Source organism: Paenibacillus sp. RC84, from assembly GCF_041260495.1.
Classification (GTDB): Bacteria; Bacillota; Bacilli; order Paenibacillales; family NBRC-103111; genus Paenibacillus_F.
In genome coordinates, this window is record NZ_JBGBYL010000002.1 from 456,285 (window position 1) to 473,500 (window position 17,216).

21 protein-coding genes and 1 pseudogene are annotated in these 17,216 nt (G+C 41.3%); 21 read left to right on the forward strand and 1 reads right to left on the reverse strand.

What is annotated here, in order from left to right; all coding sequences use genetic code 11:
* The first annotated feature begins 17 nt into the window (after positions 1-17).
* From ABH899_RS05745 to ABH899_RS05810, 14 genes are all read left to right on the forward strand, one after another.
* Positions 18-314: a TIGR04104 family putative zinc finger protein gene (locus tag ABH899_RS05745; protein ID WP_369995141.1), complete on the forward strand. Its 297-nt coding sequence runs from the start codon at positions 18-20 to the stop codon at positions 312-314.
* A 129-nt stretch (positions 315-443) separates the two neighbouring features.
* A complete protein-coding gene (locus tag ABH899_RS05750; protein WP_483312613.1) occupies positions 444-3,050 on the forward strand; it encodes a polymorphic toxin-type HINT domain-containing protein in 2,607 nt (868 codons plus the stop codon).
* A 1-nt stretch (position 3,051) separates the two neighbouring features.
* Positions 3,052-3,609 (forward strand): hypothetical protein, encoded by a 558-nt coding sequence (locus ABH899_RS05755; protein WP_218229347.1) that lies wholly within the window; start codon positions 3,052-3,054, stop codon positions 3,607-3,609.
* Positions 3,610-3,711: 102 nt separating this feature from the next.
* On the forward strand, positions 3,712-3,921 hold the full coding sequence (locus ABH899_RS05760; protein WP_218229348.1) for a hypothetical protein: 210 nt from the start codon (positions 3,712-3,714) through the stop codon (positions 3,919-3,921).
* 308 nt (positions 3,922-4,229) lie between these two features.
* Positions 4,230-5,378, forward strand: a complete 1,149-nt coding sequence (locus tag ABH899_RS05765) for a polymorphic toxin-type HINT domain-containing protein (RefSeq protein ID WP_256123881.1) — start codon at positions 4,230-4,232, stop codon at positions 5,376-5,378.
* Positions 5,379-5,401: 23 nt separating this feature from the next.
* Positions 5,402-5,791, forward strand: coding sequence for a hypothetical protein (locus ABH899_RS05770; RefSeq protein WP_218229350.1), 390 nt, complete (start codon positions 5,402-5,404; stop codon positions 5,789-5,791).
* Positions 5,792-5,949: 158 nt separating this feature from the next.
* Entirely contained in the window at positions 5,950-6,450 is a 501-nt protein-coding gene (locus ABH899_RS05775) for a hypothetical protein (RefSeq protein ID WP_218229351.1), read from the forward strand.
* A gap of 349 nt (positions 6,451-6,799) precedes the next feature.
* On the forward strand, positions 6,800-7,222 hold the full coding sequence (locus ABH899_RS05780) for an immunity 26/phosphotriesterase HocA family protein (RefSeq protein WP_369994719.1): 423 nt from the start codon (positions 6,800-6,802) through the stop codon (positions 7,220-7,222).
* Positions 7,223-7,300: 78 nt separating this feature from the next.
* The gene (locus ABH899_RS05785; RefSeq protein WP_369994721.1) at positions 7,301-8,206 is read left to right on the forward strand and encodes a hypothetical protein; all 906 of its coding nucleotides are present in this window, start codon (positions 7,301-7,303) and stop codon (positions 8,204-8,206) included.
* Positions 8,207-8,497: 291 nt separating this feature from the next.
* Positions 8,498-8,632: a hypothetical protein gene (locus ABH899_RS05790; RefSeq protein WP_369994724.1), complete on the forward strand. Its 135-nt coding sequence runs from the start codon at positions 8,498-8,500 to the stop codon at positions 8,630-8,632.
* Positions 8,633-8,864: 232 nt separating this feature from the next.
* Positions 8,865-9,074: a hypothetical protein gene (locus ABH899_RS05795; protein WP_369994725.1), complete on the forward strand. Its 210-nt coding sequence runs from the start codon at positions 8,865-8,867 to the stop codon at positions 9,072-9,074.
* Positions 9,075-9,408: 334 nt separating this feature from the next.
* Entirely contained in the window at positions 9,409-9,723 is a 315-nt protein-coding gene (locus ABH899_RS05800) for a hypothetical protein (RefSeq protein ID WP_369994728.1), read from the forward strand.
* A 160-nt stretch (positions 9,724-9,883) separates the two neighbouring features.
* On the forward strand, positions 9,884-10,192 hold the full coding sequence (locus ABH899_RS05805; protein ID WP_369994729.1) for a hypothetical protein: 309 nt from the start codon (positions 9,884-9,886) through the stop codon (positions 10,190-10,192).
* 67 nt (positions 10,193-10,259) lie between these two features.
* Positions 10,260-10,361, forward strand: a complete 102-nt coding sequence (locus ABH899_RS05810) for an Imm53 family immunity protein (RefSeq protein WP_483312614.1) — start codon at positions 10,260-10,262, stop codon at positions 10,359-10,361.
* Between the two features lie 36 nt (positions 10,362-10,397).
* On the opposite strand, the gene ABH899_RS05815 is transcribed toward ABH899_RS05810, so the two are convergent.
* Positions 10,398-10,763, reverse strand: coding sequence for a hypothetical protein (locus ABH899_RS05815; RefSeq protein WP_218229363.1), 366 nt, complete (start codon positions 10,761-10,763; stop codon positions 10,398-10,400).
* 321 nt (positions 10,764-11,084) lie between these two features.
* On the opposite strand from ABH899_RS05815, the pseudogene ABH899_RS05820 reads away from it, so the two are divergent.
* From ABH899_RS05820 to ABH899_RS05850, 7 genes and pseudogenes are all read left to right on the forward strand, one after another.
* Positions 11,085-11,366 (forward strand): annotated as a pseudogene (locus ABH899_RS05820) (immunity 53 family protein).
* 27 nt (positions 11,367-11,393) lie between these two features.
* Positions 11,394-11,969 (forward strand): Imm64 family immunity protein, encoded by a 576-nt coding sequence (locus tag ABH899_RS05825; RefSeq protein ID WP_369994734.1) that lies wholly within the window; start codon positions 11,394-11,396, stop codon positions 11,967-11,969.
* A 21-nt stretch (positions 11,970-11,990) separates the two neighbouring features.
* Positions 11,991-12,443 (forward strand): hypothetical protein, encoded by a 453-nt coding sequence (locus ABH899_RS05830; RefSeq protein ID WP_369994737.1) that lies wholly within the window; start codon positions 11,991-11,993, stop codon positions 12,441-12,443.
* A gap of 196 nt (positions 12,444-12,639) precedes the next feature.
* Positions 12,640-13,308 (forward strand): hypothetical protein, encoded by a 669-nt coding sequence (locus ABH899_RS05835; protein ID WP_369994739.1) that lies wholly within the window; start codon positions 12,640-12,642, stop codon positions 13,306-13,308.
* 1 nt (position 13,309) lies between these two features.
* Complete coding sequence (locus tag ABH899_RS05840) at positions 13,310-13,828, forward strand: hypothetical protein (protein WP_369994742.1); 519 nt, start codon at positions 13,310-13,312, stop codon at positions 13,826-13,828.
* Between the two features lie 75 nt (positions 13,829-13,903).
* Positions 13,904-14,161 carry a hypothetical protein gene (locus ABH899_RS05845; protein ID WP_369994744.1) on the forward strand — a complete coding sequence of 86 codons (258 nt, stop codon included), beginning with the start codon at positions 13,904-13,906 and terminating at the stop codon, positions 14,159-14,161.
* Between the two features lie 379 nt (positions 14,162-14,540).
* On the forward strand, positions 14,541-16,853 hold the full coding sequence (locus tag ABH899_RS05850; protein WP_369994745.1) for a M4 family metallopeptidase: 2,313 nt from the start codon (positions 14,541-14,543) through the stop codon (positions 16,851-16,853).
* Positions 16,854-17,216 lie beyond the last annotated feature (363 nt).

A 17,216-nucleotide genomic window follows, 5' to 3' on the forward strand; every position in this document is an offset into this window, starting at 1 on the left:
TTTAGGGAGGGGTAATTATCAAAAAAAAATGTAAGAACTGTAAAACAAAATTTGGATGGAAAAAAATTTTTAGAGCAATTTGGAGCAAAAGTAAAATAATATGTAATCACTGTAAGACAGAAAATGAAATTAGTTTATCTAGCAAGATTGTCTTTTTTTTAGTGGGCTTAGCACCTGTTTTCGCAAATTTCATTTTTTATGTGGTGAATGATTACTTTTTCCAAATTGGAAAATTACCTCTTACCACAACGTACATGATTTGGTATTGGTTTCTTTTATTAGTGTCGCCTTATCTGGTGAATCTAAAAAAATGAATTTACATTGAGGTTTCATTCTAGATGAGTATTATAAAAATTTAATTTAAGATCAATAATACAATTTAAAACTAACTTGTGTAAGGAGATGCTGTTTAGCTCTCCTTCTTTTTTATTCTCAAACACATCATTTTTCAGACGGCCGACAAGCTCGGCAGAATCGTCAAGAAAGAGCAGATCGCTCCAACCGCCAAAGTGCTCGGAACATATCAGTACAACTTTGCCGGGAACGTAGTTGCCAGCACGGATGCGAACGGCGGCATCACCGAATTCCGCTACGATCCTTTGGGGCAGCTGACCGCCGTAATCAATGCCAAGAAGGAAGAAACGAAATACACCTACGACCAGTTGGGACAAATGATCCGCATCACGTATCCCGACAACAACACGACGCAGAAGAAGTACGATGAGCTGGGCCGTCTCATTCAGACCACCGATGCCACCGGCAAAGTGGAGAAGCTGTACTACGACGGCAACAACAACCAGATCCGGGCGACCGACCGGAACGGCACAGAGCTCAGCTACGTGTACGATGCGCGCAATTTTCTGATCGAGAAGAAAGCGCCGGACGAAACGATCCGCTACGCCTACGACCTTGCCGGTCGGCGCACCCGGATGACAGATAACACGGGCACGACGCAGTACACGTACCAGCCGTCCACGGGACAGCTTTCCAAGGTTGTCTACCCGGACGGCAAAACGCTCACGTACGATTACAACGCGCTGGGCCTGCGGAGTTCCTTGAACGATCCGTTCGGCCAAAACACCTATTACCAGTACGACTCGCGCAACCGTCTGTCGAGCGTATCCTCTTCCCTCGCGGACGAGGAAGCGGCCTACAGCTATTACCGCAACGATCTCATCAAACAGACCAAGCAGCGCAACGGAATTACGACCGCATACACCTACAACGGGCTGCAACTACAAACGCTGACGCATAAGCAGGCGGACGAAACCGCGCTCAACACCTATGCCTACGAGTACGACGCCAACGAGAACGAAACCGCCAAAACCGAGAACGGCCAAACCTATCAATTCGGCTACGACCCGCTCAACCGGATTACTTCGTCTAGCCAGTACCGGGAAAGCTACGCGTATGATGCCCGCGGCAACCGGACTTCGTTCCAAACCAACCATGAAGCGAACAGCCCGGACGCCGACTACGTCTATGATAAAAAAGACCGGCTCTCCGCCGTGAAATTGAAGGACGGAAGCACCGTTTCGTACAAATATAACGGAGACGGTCTGCTGTACGAGCGCACAGACAAAGAAGGAACCGCGCGCTACTATTACGATGGAGACCAAGTCATCGCCGAAGGCGACGGCAGCGGCAGCCTCAAAGCCCGCTATGTGCGGGGAAGAGAGCTTGTAGCCCGGGAGAGCGGCGGGAGCAAAGCCTACTACCTCCACAACGGACACGGAGACGTCGTCGAGCTTCGCAGCGAAACCGGAACCCGGTTGAACCAGTACACCTATGACATCTGGGGCAACCCGACCGTAAGTGAGGAAAACATCTCCAACCCGTTCCGCTATTCCGGGGAATACTGGGATTCCGCAACCAAGCTTCAGTACCTCCGCGCCCGCTGGTACGATCCGAGCATGGGACGGTTTATTAATGAGGATACGTATGAAGGACAGCTCGATAATCCGCTGAGTTTGAATTTGTATACGTATGTGATGAATAATCCGCTGAAGTATACAGATCCGAGTGGGCATTGTTTTGATGATAGTTTGGCTTGCCGGTATATCAATAAAATGAAGCAAGCAACGGTAGATGCAATGCAAAGTGGGGTAGATGCAGTCTACGGAACAAGCAAGGCTATTGCTGACTTCATGTTCCTTGATGATCTACGGACTGTTACTGACGAAAACGCAAGTAATTTTGATAAGGGATTAGCAGCAGCAGGCTTCGTACCTTGGGGTAAAATTGTTAGAAGCGGCAAATTAATCATCCAGATGGGGAATAAGGCAGGAAAATATATTGAACGAGCATCTAATTTAACTGATGACAACTTAAAGTATGCTGAGAAATTAGCATGGAATTGTAATTGCTTTGTAGCAGGAACGAAGGTTCAAACAGACGAAGGGGAGAAGAATATCGAAGACATTCAAGTCGGAGATAAGGTTCTTTCTAAAAATGAAGAAACTGGCGAGGTAACGTACAAAGAGGTTACGGCAACGTTTAATCACGAAACGGATGAAATTTACAACATCCGTGTGAATGGTCAGACGATTGAATCAACCTTTAATCATCCGTTCTATGTGAAGGAAAAAGGGTGGACGTTTGTCAAAGACCTCAAAGTCGGTGACTTGCTAGTTAAAAGTGATGGGAATACACTAAAAATTGATAGCATCGAACTGGTGCATAAGCACGCCACAGTCTACAACATGACTGTTGATGAGTTCCATACGTACTTCGTCAGCGACCTTGGGATTTGGGTGCATAATACCAAGAAGTGTTATACTGATTTTGATAAAATTAAGCAGGGTGATAATTCCACATACAAGATACTGTCTGAAGAAACTGAATGGATGAGGGATCAAGGAATGGTTTCTAAAGGTACTATAAATGGCAGAAAAACTTGGTTTGATGGGAAGAACTATTACCAGTGGGATAGTCAACATGGTCGTCTTGAGATGTGGGATAAAAAACAAAAAAATCATTTGGGTGAATTTGACGCTGTAACGGGCGAGCGAACAGGAGACCCTATAAAAAGCAGAAGATGGGGAGGTTAATATGCCACACGGTACTAGGTTTATCGAAGAACATCCTCAAATTAATGAAGTTTTAGAAAAATTATATTTTAAGAGAGAACTAGACCAATGGTACGTAGAAATAAGCCGGAAAAACCTTGAACTTCCAAGAGAGATATTTGATATCGTCCAAGTTTCCGAAGTAAAAGTGCAAGATAGATTTTCTCCTTCTATACATGTGTATGTGAAACTAAAAGATAGGCACGGAGATGGAGGATTTGTCTTAAAGCAAGAAATTCAGTTAAAAATTTCTAAAATAGTGCCTGTATACGAATACTTGCTTTTCCACGAGGTGAAGCACAATGCTTTAATTGGTAATCTAGGATTGGTCGGTCCAGCAAATACTTTTGAACTAATCGAAGCAGAAGTGCAAGTCAATAAAATACTACAACAACATGGTTACATTCCATTAAGCCATGAATATGATTTGCATGATACTGTTTATGATTGGGGGCAATTAGAAGGAATTGACCCCGTGAACAGGAGATTGACTCTCAAGGATGCAGTGTTTGTTGATATTTTAGAATTATGTAATGATTAGTGAAAAGAAAACCTTGAGGGTGGCAATCCTCAAGGTTTTCTTTTCACCCCATCCCTCGAATGAATCGGGCGGCGTTAAGAACTTAATGGAGGTGATATACTAATGGATATTTATATCAAGCAGAAAGGATTTCAAATGCCCAGAAAGCTTGAAGGCTTGAATGCCGAATTATTTAAGACATGGGTACAAGAGGAAATTGAGAGCGATGAGGAATTAAAAATGCTGATTAGGCAGGCCAAAATGAACATTGCAGGCAACAAGACATACACGACCGAAGAAATCCTGGAGGCCATTGAAAAGAGCGACCTATGAACATCAAATGGACCAAGCAGCCAGGGATAGTTTAAAGCAAATCCAGTGTCAGCACTTCACGCGGGAAGAGACGAAGCGCTATCAGATTGAACTTGTCCGCAAAATCCAACATGAAATTCTTCTTCTGTCCACCGCGATGCCGACAAACGTGCCGTCGTGGACGGGTACATACCGCTTATTTATAGACCGCTAATATCGAAGCCCTACGACACCAACATCAAAAGTCAGACTAGCCAAGGCGGGGGTAGAACCCCGTCTTTTTGTTTTGCTTGGAACGCTTTATAAATTAGGATACGTATGAAGGACAGTTGGATAATCCGCTGAGCTTGAATTTGTATACGTATGTGATGAATAATCCTCTGAAGTATAGAGATCCGAGTGGGCATTGTTTTGATGATAGTTTGGCATGCCGGTATATCAATAAAATGAAGCAAGCAACGGTAGATGCAATGCAAAGTGGGGTAGATGCAGTCTACGGAACAAGCAAGGCTATTGCTGACTTTATGTTACTTGATGATCTACGGACCGTTACTGACGAAAACGCAAGTAATTTTGATAAGGGATTAGCAGCAGCAGGCTTCGTCCCTTGGGGCAAAATAATTAGAAGCGGTAAATTAGTTATCCAGATGGGGAACAAGGCAGGAAAATATATTGAGCGAGCATCTAATTTAACTGATGACAACTTAAAGTATGCTGAGAAATTAGCATGGAATTGTAATTGCTTTGTAGCAGGAACGAAGGTTCAAACTGACGAAGGGGAGAAGAATATCGAAGACATTGAAGTCGGAGATAAGGTTCTCTCGAAGGATGAGAATAACCCTGATGGAGAATTGGCCTACAAGGAAGTAACAGCTTTATACCGTAACCAACGTGATGATATTATTAAGCTACATGTTGGGGAGCAAATCATCGAGACGACCAACAACCATCCGTTCTGGGTTGAAGGTAAAGGATGGGTCTTGGCAGATGAGGTGCAAGAGGGCGATAAACTTCAAAAGGCTGATGGAAGTAATCTTACGATTGACAAAGTAGAGTTTGTAAAACTGGATGAGAAGGTTACGGTTTACAATTTTACGGTCGCGGACTTCCATACGTATTATGTAACGGATATTGGGATTTGGGTACATAATACTAAGGGACCTTGTAGTATTGATATTTCAGATTCAAAAATGTACCAGTTAGGAGACCATTTTAATAAACATGGCAGAGGCATGGGATACGCTTCTAAAAAAGATTATGATGCGGCGGCCAAAGAATTTGCCAATACTCATCAGTCGAATCCCAATGCTAAAATTCTAGAGGGTACTTGGAATGGTCCTGGAACATTAAATGGTACAAGGCAAAGAGCAATTATCTATGATGGAAAAACAGTAGTAATTGATGTGAAATCAGGACAAGTAATAGATTACTTTACTGGAACTCAGTATAAGGGAATAAATGTTACTACATTACAATAAGAAAGAGGTGATACTAAAATATCATGATTATTAACGGTGTTAGCGTTGGTCCTTATCAACTTGGATGGGGACTTCAAGAGCTTAAGGAAAAAATAAGCATTAGTGGTTTTGTTGAGGAGGAGTTAGACAATCACTATACCATAACAACAAATACCCTTAAATTTTGGGTAGAGAAGGAACAAGGGGAAATAACCCAAATAACTGTGTTTGGTGAATACGAGGGGAAATTCCTGGGGAAAATCGGTGTAGGTAATAGGCTGTCTGACCTTAATGATTTAGATATTAAATGGATAAAAGAGGACTATGTCTACAAACTTCCGGACTATCCAGGAATATGTTTTGAGTTAGAGGATATTGACGATTGGGACGAGTTATTAGCACCAATAGAGTTTATTTCAATTTATTGTTCGTAACTATTGTTGACCTTGAGGGACTACCTTCAAGATCTATTCTTTACCCCACCCAGTGCCGAATAAACCGAGTGGTGAGTGGATTACATTAATGGAGCCAGGTAAAGGAATGGATCTAAACATTATCTTTAAATAACTAGTATTGTATGGGAGGTTGGTATATGTCTCTAAAAGAAATCAAAAACACTATACAAAATAACTGTTTAGATGATATTTATTTAGTAGGATTTATAGATTCTGAAGAAGATGGACTTGCTGAGTTCGTTGCTAGTATGAACTATCTTTTTCTCGAATTTGGAGTTGGACTAATTAAAATTGAGTCAATTGAACAGTATTCGAAAATTTCACTTGCTGTGGTGGATGATATTCAAATAATGGTTGATCTCGATGATGTTATTCCTACAAAATCAAGGATAAGTAATGTTATATTTAATAATCCTTTGCTAGATAATAAAGTATCTGAAATCGTGTTATTTAACATGAAGGAAAACACAGAGGGCTTAGTATGCGATGCTCTAAAATTAGTATTACTGAATAAGCAAGAGATATTTTTTGACCCTTCGTTTTTGGGTATAAATGTTGGCGGTTCAGAAGTTGAAGAATTATGGAGGGATAACCAAAAAGAATACTACGAGTCAGTATCAACTATAATAAAATTTTAAAGTTACATCACGTTTGAGATTAACCACCTTACGTTTTGCTATAAGTAAGGTGGTCTATTTTTATCCCCTACCAGTGTAAATAAATCGGACGGCTATGACAAATTGAACTTAACCATCACCCTAAGTATAAAAACAGCTAGTCAATTTGTGAGAGAGTATGTACAAGTTATTATTGCATTGGATAGGGATAAAGAGATATACGTATATTCCCACATGAAAAGATACAAAACGAAAGGATATTTACGAGAAAAGGGGGACATGGAAATCCAAATACCTCAAATTTTATTATCCAACGTAATAGGAAAAACCTTAATGAAATCGTTTGAATGAATTTAAAGAGGTGAACTAAATGACAGAGGAATTTACAGAACTTCGTGTATTGAAGCGAACAAGGAAGAACCCGCAAGATGGAGATATTTTTGTCATGGAACCGAAGGGAAATCTTTTTTATTTCGGAAAAGTGATCAACGCTAATGTGGAAAGTAAAAATCCATTTTTTAAAGGATGGTATCTTGTTTATCTTTACAATATTCCTTCCAGTACTAAACAAATTCCAGATAATCTCGATCCCAATAATTTGTTAATTCCCCCCATGGTTATTAATAAACAACGTTGGCTGAAGGGTTATTTTGAAACCATCGGATCAGAATGTGTTACAGAAAAAGAAAAGGAACTTGATTTTGGTTTTTGGCACTTTACGACAGAAAAATTCTATTCTCTTTCTGGGGAAGTATTAGAGAAGAACCAAAGAATTTTACTACTTACGGATTAATTAGTTACGGAGGAATAGGTAGAGGTATATACAGATTGCTTTCAGGCCAACCGCACAATTTATAAAGGAGGGCTTTTGTTGAATAATGTGGTTAAGACCTATATAAATAATAATCTTATTCCATTACTTAAACGGTTCGATACTGATCAAAGCGTCATTTCCAAAATTACAGATGATATCGAATCCAGATTGACATCAATAATATACCAATGGAATGATGACGAGTTCCGTTCAACAATCCTTTTCCATGGTATTGAGGAAGCTAATTTTTATGTTCCGAGCTTAGATATAAATATTCGTGCATTAGTAGTAATCGGAGTTAGGAATAGCCTTCTGGAGGATATGTCCAGTACAATAGCTGCTGCTAAAAGTCTTGGTCTAAGAAAACCATTAATTTCAGATGAGCAAATAAAAGATATTACATCTGATGCCATTGTTTTTTTTGCTAATCAAAATTTAAAGACAGCAGCCAGAGAGTTACAAAAACCATCGAATGATCCATTTATTAATTTGGCAATAAAATACCCAATAGCTTGGGTAGCTATGAAAAACCTTAGTCAATGTAATAACTATAAATCTTACGAGTCACAAAACAGCACTGAATATTCCAGAAATCTTAAAAAGACTCAACCGAATTCGGCTTTATGTATTGAAGTCCAAAGTGGAATGGATTCTGAAATTAACAATTCTCTCGATCAAATTCTTGAAAATATAAAAGCAGGTCGCCAACCCTTTTTTTTCTCCGATTCATTTAAAATGATAACGAGGCATCCGGATAAATTATACAGAATTATGGAGTATGTACTGAGCGCACAAGTCCCTGTTGTAACATTCAACTACTTTATTAGTAATGGGTATGTGGCACGACGTTCTAGTTTATTAAAGCAAGCTCACTCTGAAAGAGATATGATTAAAAAACTTGAAATTTCTAATGGATTGAGAAAGGAACATTTCAAAATAATTAAAATGATGCGACAAAAATGACCATGCACTTATAATCTATCCAGTTTTCCTCCTCAGATTGTATCAATACAGAAAGAATTAAATGAGCGTTATGTGGGTGGATTGTCTTGAACAACAACTATTCCTCAAGGCTTCTGGTATGTCCATTCGTTAGCCTGTACACGGTACTAGGTTTATCGAAGAAACATTCTCAAATTGCAGAATGGGATAATATGCTGGGGGGAAAGGGGGGGGGATTTTTTTACGATCTTTAAAAGTAAATTAACCTTATGGATGGCAATTATTATCTTATTCCTTTTAGGAATAGTTGCGGTGGTATTAGTCATTGGTTTAAATACTTTAGAGAAGCAGCATGAAGAAGAAATTAAGACGGTTATTTCTAAAAAGGGTGGTATTGTACTAAAGATTGAGCGTGTAGCGCCAGAAACTAGCGCATTTAAAAAATGATTTTAATAAGAGTAATGTTATTTACCGAATAATCTATAAAAACAACCTTGATTCCGAACTTCTAGCCTGGTATAGAGGGATAAACGTTCTAAATGATATTCACGGAAAGAACCCGGCTACACTTGAAGGTGGATTTGAGGAAAAATGGATATTCCAATCTGATTTGAAATAATTTTAAACGACAATGCGATTTAACCTGTGAATATCAAGAACTTAATGGAGGGGTATACTAATGGATAGCTATATCAAGCAGGGAGGATTTCAAATGCTCAGAAAGCTTGAAGGCTTGAATGCCGAATTATTTAAGACATGGGTACAGGAGGAAATTGAGAGCGATGAGGAATTGAACATGCTGATCAGGCAGGCCAAAATGAACATTGCAGGAAACAAGACGTACACAAACGAAGAAATCCTGGAGGCTATTGAAAAGGGCGACCTATGAACATCAAATGGACCAAGCAGCCAGGGATAGTTTAAAGCAAATCCAGAGTCAAAACAAATTAAGCAAGGAGGTTATATTACTCTACCATTGGGTGTAATAGTAATCATTTTTGATAGTATAGTAATTAAATAAGTCTTTGTAGAAATCTGTTTCTTTCATGGAATTTAGACTTCATTTGAAAAACACATTGTGATTTGAATTATGTGTTTTTTTGTCTTGATTTAACAAGGTTAAAGGGGCATGTTTAATGGAGCAGAACCCCGTCTTTTTGTTTTGCAAGGGGCGGTTTATAAATTAGGATAAGCAGGATATTGGTGCCATAGGGAGGATAAAAATGAACACATCTGAGAATTTAGATTCCGATATTCCGGACTTGGTGAAGAAAATTATCGTTCCACTCAGAGGTAAGGAAATAGACGAGCATTCGTTCGCAGAACTATTTAAGAAATTAGTATATTTACAAGGTGCGATAAAGGATGAACCGGTTATTAGCAGGAAAATTGCCGGCTATCTATTCTACCTCTACACTCAACTTGAGATTCAGGAGATCTATGCGAATAATGAGCAGGCTAAAGCCATTAAAGACAAGAGAACACGTTTACTAACGTATCTTAGACAAATTTTTGGAGATATTCACGAAAATAGCTAGTTTTGACCAACCGCAGGCGATCAAGAAATATTAGAATATCAGGCGTGTTGTATCTGTTATATTTTGTATATATGTAATTTATACTTAGGAGAGATATTGGATTTGGTCATACCGCAGCTTAAAAAGTAGTGAACTGCAATCTACAGTATGAGGTGAAGTCATGTTTGAAAACATAAATTTTTATCCTGGAATAGTTAAATATAACGAGTATAAGATTGATAGCAACACCGTATTGCATGGGGACAATGACGATTTGCAGGAAGATATGTTTTTTGTTAAGTATCCGAATAACTATGCATTAGATGTAGGGTGGTATTTGGGAACTCAGAGTTTTTTGATTTTTATTGTACGAAATTTAAACTGGGACGAGCCGGTCCTTAGAAAGGAATGTTTTACTTATAGCGAATTAGAAACGAACGTTATTCAATTATCAGATTGGTTAAAGCGATTAAACAGAGATTTTTTATGAAATTTTCTTTTGCGAAGGGGTAGGAACATTGCGATTTTACTCCGCTGTTAATAATTCCAAACGACGATTGGTTTACTGTAAAATAGAAGATGGTTGTTTTTCGGGTGCCGGAGGTCCAGGAAATCTTGAGGAGATCTTAAGGATTTTTTATCGCTGGGCGACAGTTTGAGCGCCCTTCCTAATGGGAAGAGCGCTTGCATGTGTATTATTCGTAGTTTTGAATAGTGCCGGCTACCGGAAAATACAATCCGCTGGTAATGTGTAACTTGAACTGGCAGTTGGATGGCATTGGCACAAGTTCATCAATTGAACCCCCGCTAGACGGGATATAGAAAGCAGGGCCATATGTGGTAGTTCCTGAACAAACTTTCTCATAGAAGCCAGAGCCACCGCCGGATGAATTAAATTTCATTTTACCCATTTTACCTTGACCGGTAATATACGAGGATTTGGCATCATTTCCTCCGCTCTTAGCGTAAGCGGTACTTTCTTGGTTGGCTGCATATGCAGTGGTTGCAGTCATGGTTAAGATCACTGCCGCAAGTCCGTAGATGCGAAATGCTTTTCTCATAAAGACCTCCTGTAGGATATTATTGGATTTAACTTAAGTTTACAAATTCCTAGATGTTGCTAAGGATAATGAGAAATAGTGGTTACAGAGGCTACTGCTATTTTCTTTTAACCACTTTCACTCCTTCCTATATTTGGTTTCTTTTACAATTAGATTATACGTTTACAATTTTTATATTTCCATAATTGCTGGGCAATTTGTCATCTAATTACCAAAAATAGTAATGAAATTACTATGTTTTGAAAATAAACAGAAATTTTTTATGAAATTTTTCTTGCACGTAATCGAGTAAATTTTAGGGAGTGCAGTCCATTGGACATTTTGAGATGGCTACAGGAGTGGTACACATCACATTGTAATGGAGATTGGGAACATGATAGTGGTATTCGAATAACTACCCTTGATAATCCATGATGGCATGTTTCCATAAATCTGAGTGAGAAAGATTTGGCGAGCAGACAGGTAGATGTGGTTCAGATTGAACGAACGGATGACGATTGGGTTCACTGTAAAATAGAAGATGGTTGTTTTTCGGGCGCCGGGGGTCCAGGAAATCTTGAGGAGATCTTAAGGACTTTTTATCACTGGGCAACTAACGATTAAGTTTTACAACGGAACAGGAGGGATTACTTGGGCAGCTATATCAATGTCGGCTTAGTTTACAGTAGTTCTGAAGCCAGTGCGACTCGTTTGAAGAAACTGATTGAACTACTGACTGAGAATGAAGGTCGGATTGAAAATGTAAAGTTCTGTGAGGATGTAGATGGCGAACGATGGATTCAGTACGATTTTCCCCATATTGATCCTGCAATCCTTGAAAAACTCACACGATCGTATTATGGGCACATTTATTTGTTTGCCGATCTGGTTCCATTTAAAGGTTTGAATGTTGAAATAGAGATAGAAAAGTGTGAGGGGTATTCTGGTTTTCTGGTTTCTTTTAGAGAGAGTGAAATGCTTCCGGATTACTCAGCAGACTCGTTAGAGACAGCTACAGAAACCCTTGTAAAGCTTGTTGCACAACTTTATCCGGCATTGCAATTTGATTATGCGTTTTGTGACCTTGAAGCACAGATCGAGTTCTCTCCACGAGAATTCAAACCGGAAAGATACTCGCTGTCTTTTTGGCCGGACATATCGAATCGTGAATTGAAGGTAACAAAGAGCAATTGGCATATTAACGGATTAACGGAAAGACAGGAGTAATTATCAGGCGAGAGGTGTTCAATGACAAAGAAACCGTACAAAGAAATAGGCTCTTTAAGCATTCATTCTGTTATTGAAGATTACTCTGGAGTTATAAAAGTGTCATTGAACGAGATGGGTTATGTAGAGGTTAGTATTTCTGAGACCTATGAGCATGGAATGACTGCTGAGATAGATTTAACTTTCGAAGAGTATGAGAGAGTATTAAAAGCAATAGATAAAGCAAATGACATCCTTTTAAGCGATATTTTTCATCAAGAAAGATATGCAGTCGATCTTATAAACGTAAGCGGGCCTTCATTAAAAAGACAGGGATTTATATTAGTCAATGTTTTTGAACATTCGATTATTCTCGTAGTATCTCTAACGCGTGGCGGTGATGCGGATATTATGATCGGTAAAGAAGAGATTTCACTGTTAGTATCTTTATTTAAAAAAGTTGAAATGAATAGAACTTCAGCAAGTGCCGAATGAATCAAGCGGCTGCCAACAATCAAACCTACTCTTAGCTTGGTTTTAGTAACTTCCTATCTTGTTTTGTATGCATGTTTAAAGTATTAGTAATCCAATTCTTTATGATAATCCTTGGCTGCATTAGGACTCAAAATCAATTTTGTAACTTTGGAGCTGGTACATAATAAATGACTCTTGAGAGGCAGGCTCTAAAACAATGGCACAATCCATCGACACGGTTCGAGTAAAGGATTTGACGGTTTTGGGCGATCCCAAGTTAGCTAACTATGGACAGATGCGGGATTATTGCGAAAATTTTTCCTATGAGTTTAGAGGCGGGCATGTATACGGAATTATCGGCGAATGCGGTTCGGGAGGCTGGGTGCTATCCTATTTTTTAACGGGGCGGGAAAAAGCGCAGAGCGGGACCTTATACCTGAATAACGTTCTTGCCCCAGACTCGTCTGTACTTGCTCAATATGGATGTTATGTTGGTGAAGGTACTATTTCAAGAAAACGATTTGGAGGCATGACAGTACGGCAGCAAATCGAAAAGGGGTTAAAACAAAACAACCAATTTACCTTGAATGAACTCGTAGAATGGTTTGAGTTGTCGTCCTCCCGTTTAGATCGAAACATAGAGTATATCAGCAACGAGAGATGGAATGCATCCATAGCTATTGGACTCGCTCACGGAAAAACTCTATTTTGTTTTCCTTGGTTGAATACGGCGTGGATTCATTCATTGAGAAGCCGAATTACAGCAAGTGTTAAGATACTGAAAGATCAAGGGGCTATCACTATAATTCCTACTGCTAAGACAGAGGCCCTAAATGATATTGCTGATTATTCTGTTGATATTTTTCTGGAAGAGGAGAAGTTTTAGAATGGATACGATATATGTTCATGTTAGACATTGGCTGTTCTGGTATGGGGTTTATGGATTATGCGCTAAAAGCTGTAATGATGAAGTTACCCTATATTCGGATAAGGAAAAAACAAAATTTCTGGGGCATTTTGATCTTTTAGCTGAGCCTTGCCTCATTTATTCATTAAACAACGAACTTGATAAAGTAGAGGATAAAGAATACTTTGATGAAATGGAAGAGTTCTTAAGCGGCAACAAAGATATAAGTTACAGTTATATATATCCTAGAGATAATAGGGATATTTCGAGTCAAGTCGACCACTATGCTCCATTGAATGATAAAGGGCATAAACCGATTTACATTTATATGTGGTCGAAGTTGTCAAAAGGTTGGGATGTAAATGAGATTGAAAAAAGCGTGAAAATACTTGCCAGCTATTTTTTGCATATGAATATTGACAGAGTAGAGATATTAGAAATTCCGACATACGAAGAGACAAAATTGTCCTACGAAGAAGATTACGCACCTTACATATAAACAAAAAAAAGCAATCAAGCATCTTGAACGAGAGTTTATTTTCGCTTGCTATCTTTTTCCTAAGGAGGAGAAATATTGACTGCGAATTTTTACAAAATCCAAGAAATCATTAATGAATGGAACCCCATTGAGATTGAACCCTTACCAGATGATGAATATTCTTTTGAAGTGGAATATATTGTTGAATTTATAAATGAACAGAAAACGGATCTGAGCCTTCTTGCATTAAGAGATAGAATAAACGAAGTATTCAACAAAGAATTTGAACGCTTTTTTACACAAAGTGAACAAACACTAGAAGTTGCCAGAAAGATCATGAATTTATGTTTGTAGGCCAGTTAAGCGTATATCCTCTAGATCCGGCAGGTTCTACAACCTCAAACGGCAGCTCTCTTTTAAAATTATTCCTCCTCAACTCAAAAATTTTTTCGTAAAAACTAACCGACGGTCAATTGACAACTCGCAAAACCGATAGTATTATGAAATTGTAAAAATAACATAATAATTACATATTTACCAGTGAAATCGCAGCCAAGATTAACTAACGTTTTGAAAAGGGCTGTTTTTTTGTGCCATTCCATGCGTGCATCCGGTTTAACTAACATAGAGCTTTGAGACAACGTAATTTTTTGAAAGGGGGTGTTTTGAAAGCGTTAACATTACAGGGTTGAAGAGCCTTGCAAGTAAAAAAATGATGGGAGATGAATGATGAATGAAAAAGAGTTTATCCGTAATTGTGCTGAGTACGATAATGGCGTTGTCAGCAATTCCGGTAGGCGCAGCCTCCGGCAATTCTGCGTCGGGTTCGCCGGCTGATTTGGCCGCTCCGCGTTTTATCGGGGAGAAGTGGATTGCGCCGCAGGGGGCGTCGCTGGAAGCGAAGGTATGGGCTTATCTGAACGCGAAGAAAGGGATTTTGAACCTGACGGGCGATGCGGAGCAGAGCATCCGGATTACGGATCAGGCGACGGATGCCGAGACAGGAACCCAGCACGTGCGTCTGAAGCAGTACATCCAGGGAATTCCTGTGTTCGGCACGGATCAGACGCTGCATTTTGACAAGCAGGGCAACGTCTCGGCTTATCTGGGCAGTACGGTTGCCGACGACGGCCAGCAGTCGCTTACTGCTGTCGCGCCGAAAATCAGCGCGGAGAAGGCGATTGCGATCGCGAACAAAAATATGGAGAAGCGAATCGGCAAGCTGGGCGCCCAGCAGCGGGAGCAGCAGGCGGAGCTGAACTTCTATCCGGTCAATGGGCAGAACGTGCTGGTATACATCACGGAAGTGAATGTGCTTGATCCTTCTCCGCAGCGCGAGACGTATTTTATCGATGCGGCAACGGGCAAAATCGTGAACCAGTACGGCATGCTGGACCATGCGACCGGTACGGGCGTCGGCATTCTAGGTGATACGAAAACGTTTACAACGACACAAAGCGGCACCCAATACGTGATGCAGGATACGACGCGCGGCGGTGGTATCGTTACTTATTCGGCGGGCAACACCCAATCGCTTCCGGGAACGCTGATGAGGGATGCGGACAACGTGTGGACGGACCCGGCGGCTGTCGATGCGCATGCTTATGCGGCAGTCGTTTATGACTATTTTAAAAATAATTTTAACCGCGACAGCCTGGATGGCAGAGGAATGGCGATCAAGTCGACGGTGCACTACGGAAGCCGCTATAACAACGCCTTCTGGAACGGAACGCAAATCGCCTACGGTGACGGCGACGGTACGACATTCCGCGCGTTCTCCGGCGATCTCGACGTCATCGGCCATGAGTTGACGCACGGAATTACCGAGAAAACGGCGGGGCTTATTTATCAAGGAGAGTCCGGTGCGCTTAACGAGTCGATTTCGGACGTTTTCGGCAACACCATCCAAGGAAAGAACTGGCTGATCGGGGATGACATCTATACGCCGTCCATCCCAGGCGATGCGCTGCGCTCGATGGAGAATCCGACTCTGTTCAATCAGCCGGACCATTACAGCAACATTTACCGGGGGTCCGACGATAACGGCGGTGTGCATACAAACAGCGGCATTCCCAACAAAGCGTTTTACCTGCTTGCCCAGGGCGGCACGCACCGCGGCGTTAGCGTAACCGGCATCGGCCGCGGCGATGCTGCCAAGATTGTATATAAAGCGCTTACTTACTACTTGACGAGCACATCCAATTTTGCGGCCATGCGTCAAGCGGCGATCAGCTCGGCCACCGATCTTTTCGGTGCCAACTCGGCCCAGGTTAACTCGGTAAAAGCGGCCTATGCCGCTGTCGGCATCGGAAGTCCTCCGCCGGCTCAAGATACCCAAGCGCCGACGGCACCGGCGAATCTGGTCTCGACAGGCAAAACTTCGAGCAGCGTAACCTTGTCGTGGAGCGCGTCGACGGATAATGTGGGCGTAACCGGCTATGACGTGTACAGAGGCTCCGTACTGGCGGCATCCGTCTCCGGCACAAGCGCGACCGTCAGCGGTTTGAGCCCAAGCACGGCTTACACCTTCACGGTGAAAGCGAAGGATGCGGCCGGCAACGTATCTCCGGCGAGCAGCGCGGTGACGGTAACGACCAGCTCGTCGACCGACCCGACGGATACGCAGCCGCCTACGGCTCCGGGCAACCTGGTGGCGGCAGCCAAAACGTCCAACAGTGTATCCCTGTCATGGAGCGCGTCGACGGATAATGTGGGCGTAGCCGGCTATGACGTGTACAACGGCTCGACGCTTGCCACTACAGTGACAGGCACGAGCGCGACGGTCAGCGGCCTGCAGGGCGGAACGTCCTACACCTTCACCGTCAAAGCGAGAGACGCTGCAGGCAACGTATCGCCGGCGAGCAACGCGGTGACCGTTACGACGGATACAGGCTCCGGTGCTGCCGCTTGGGCCGCGTATACCACTTACCAAATCAACGATCTCGTCACCTATCAAGGGAAGACTTACAGAGCTCTCCAGGGTCACACGGCTATGCCAGGCTGGGAACCGGCTAACGTTCCGGCTTTGTGGGCAGTCGTTAGTTAATGAAGTCCTCATGCAATATCGAGGTCACGTTTTGCTTATAAGTTAGAATACTGCGTTTAGAGGCGGCCTTTTCTCGGAATCCAACCGGGGAGAGGCCGCCTTTTTTGCGGGTTTCTGGCTTGCCTCGGATTTTGGGACTTCAACTAGTAAAAAGATCATGATCAATGTGTTTATATCAAACGTTAAAATAACTTATTAATAAACTTATATTTATGTATTACGTCACTAATTAACAAATTACGACAAAAAAAGCTAAGTAATTTGAGATATTTATAGCCGATATTAAGCTAGTATATGCATTTTATAGAGAAAGTAGTGGTTATATTGATAAAGAATTGAGAACATCTGTGTGGCTTGAAAACG

Excerpts from the sequence above, each read along its gene's own strand:
- ABH899_RS05755 (WP_218229347.1), top strand. The coding sequence starts at position 3,052 with ATGCCACACGGTACTAGGTTTATCGAAGAACATCCTCAAATTAATGAA.
- ABH899_RS05760 (WP_218229348.1), top strand. The coding sequence starts at position 3,712 with ATGGATATTTATATCAAGCAGAAAGGATTTCAAATGCCCAGAAAGCTT.
- ABH899_RS05770 (WP_218229350.1), top strand. The coding sequence starts at position 5,402 with ATGATTATTAACGGTGTTAGCGTTGGTCCTTATCAACTTGGATGGGGA.
- ABH899_RS05775 (WP_218229351.1), top strand. The coding sequence starts at position 5,950 with ATGTCTCTAAAAGAAATCAAAAACACTATACAAAATAACTGTTTAGAT.
- ABH899_RS05780 (WP_369994719.1), top strand. The coding sequence starts at position 6,800 with ATGACAGAGGAATTTACAGAACTTCGTGTATTGAAGCGAACAAGGAAG.
- ABH899_RS05795 (WP_369994725.1), top strand. The coding sequence starts at position 8,865 with ATGGATAGCTATATCAAGCAGGGAGGATTTCAAATGCTCAGAAAGCTT.
- ABH899_RS05800 (WP_369994728.1), top strand. The coding sequence starts at position 9,409 with ATGAACACATCTGAGAATTTAGATTCCGATATTCCGGACTTGGTGAAG.
- ABH899_RS05805 (WP_369994729.1), top strand. The coding sequence starts at position 9,884 with ATGTTTGAAAACATAAATTTTTATCCTGGAATAGTTAAATATAACGAG.
- ABH899_RS05815 (WP_218229363.1), bottom strand. The coding sequence starts at position 10,763 with ATGAGAAAAGCATTTCGCATCTACGGACTTGCGGCAGTGATCTTAACC.
- ABH899_RS05830 (WP_369994737.1), top strand. The coding sequence starts at position 11,991 with ATGACAAAGAAACCGTACAAAGAAATAGGCTCTTTAAGCATTCATTCT.
- ABH899_RS05835 (WP_369994739.1), top strand. The coding sequence starts at position 12,640 with ATGGCACAATCCATCGACACGGTTCGAGTAAAGGATTTGACGGTTTTG.
- ABH899_RS05840 (WP_369994742.1), top strand. The coding sequence starts at position 13,310 with ATGGATACGATATATGTTCATGTTAGACATTGGCTGTTCTGGTATGGG.
- ABH899_RS05850 (WP_369994745.1), top strand. The coding sequence starts at position 14,541 with ATGAAAAAGAGTTTATCCGTAATTGTGCTGAGTACGATAATGGCGTTG.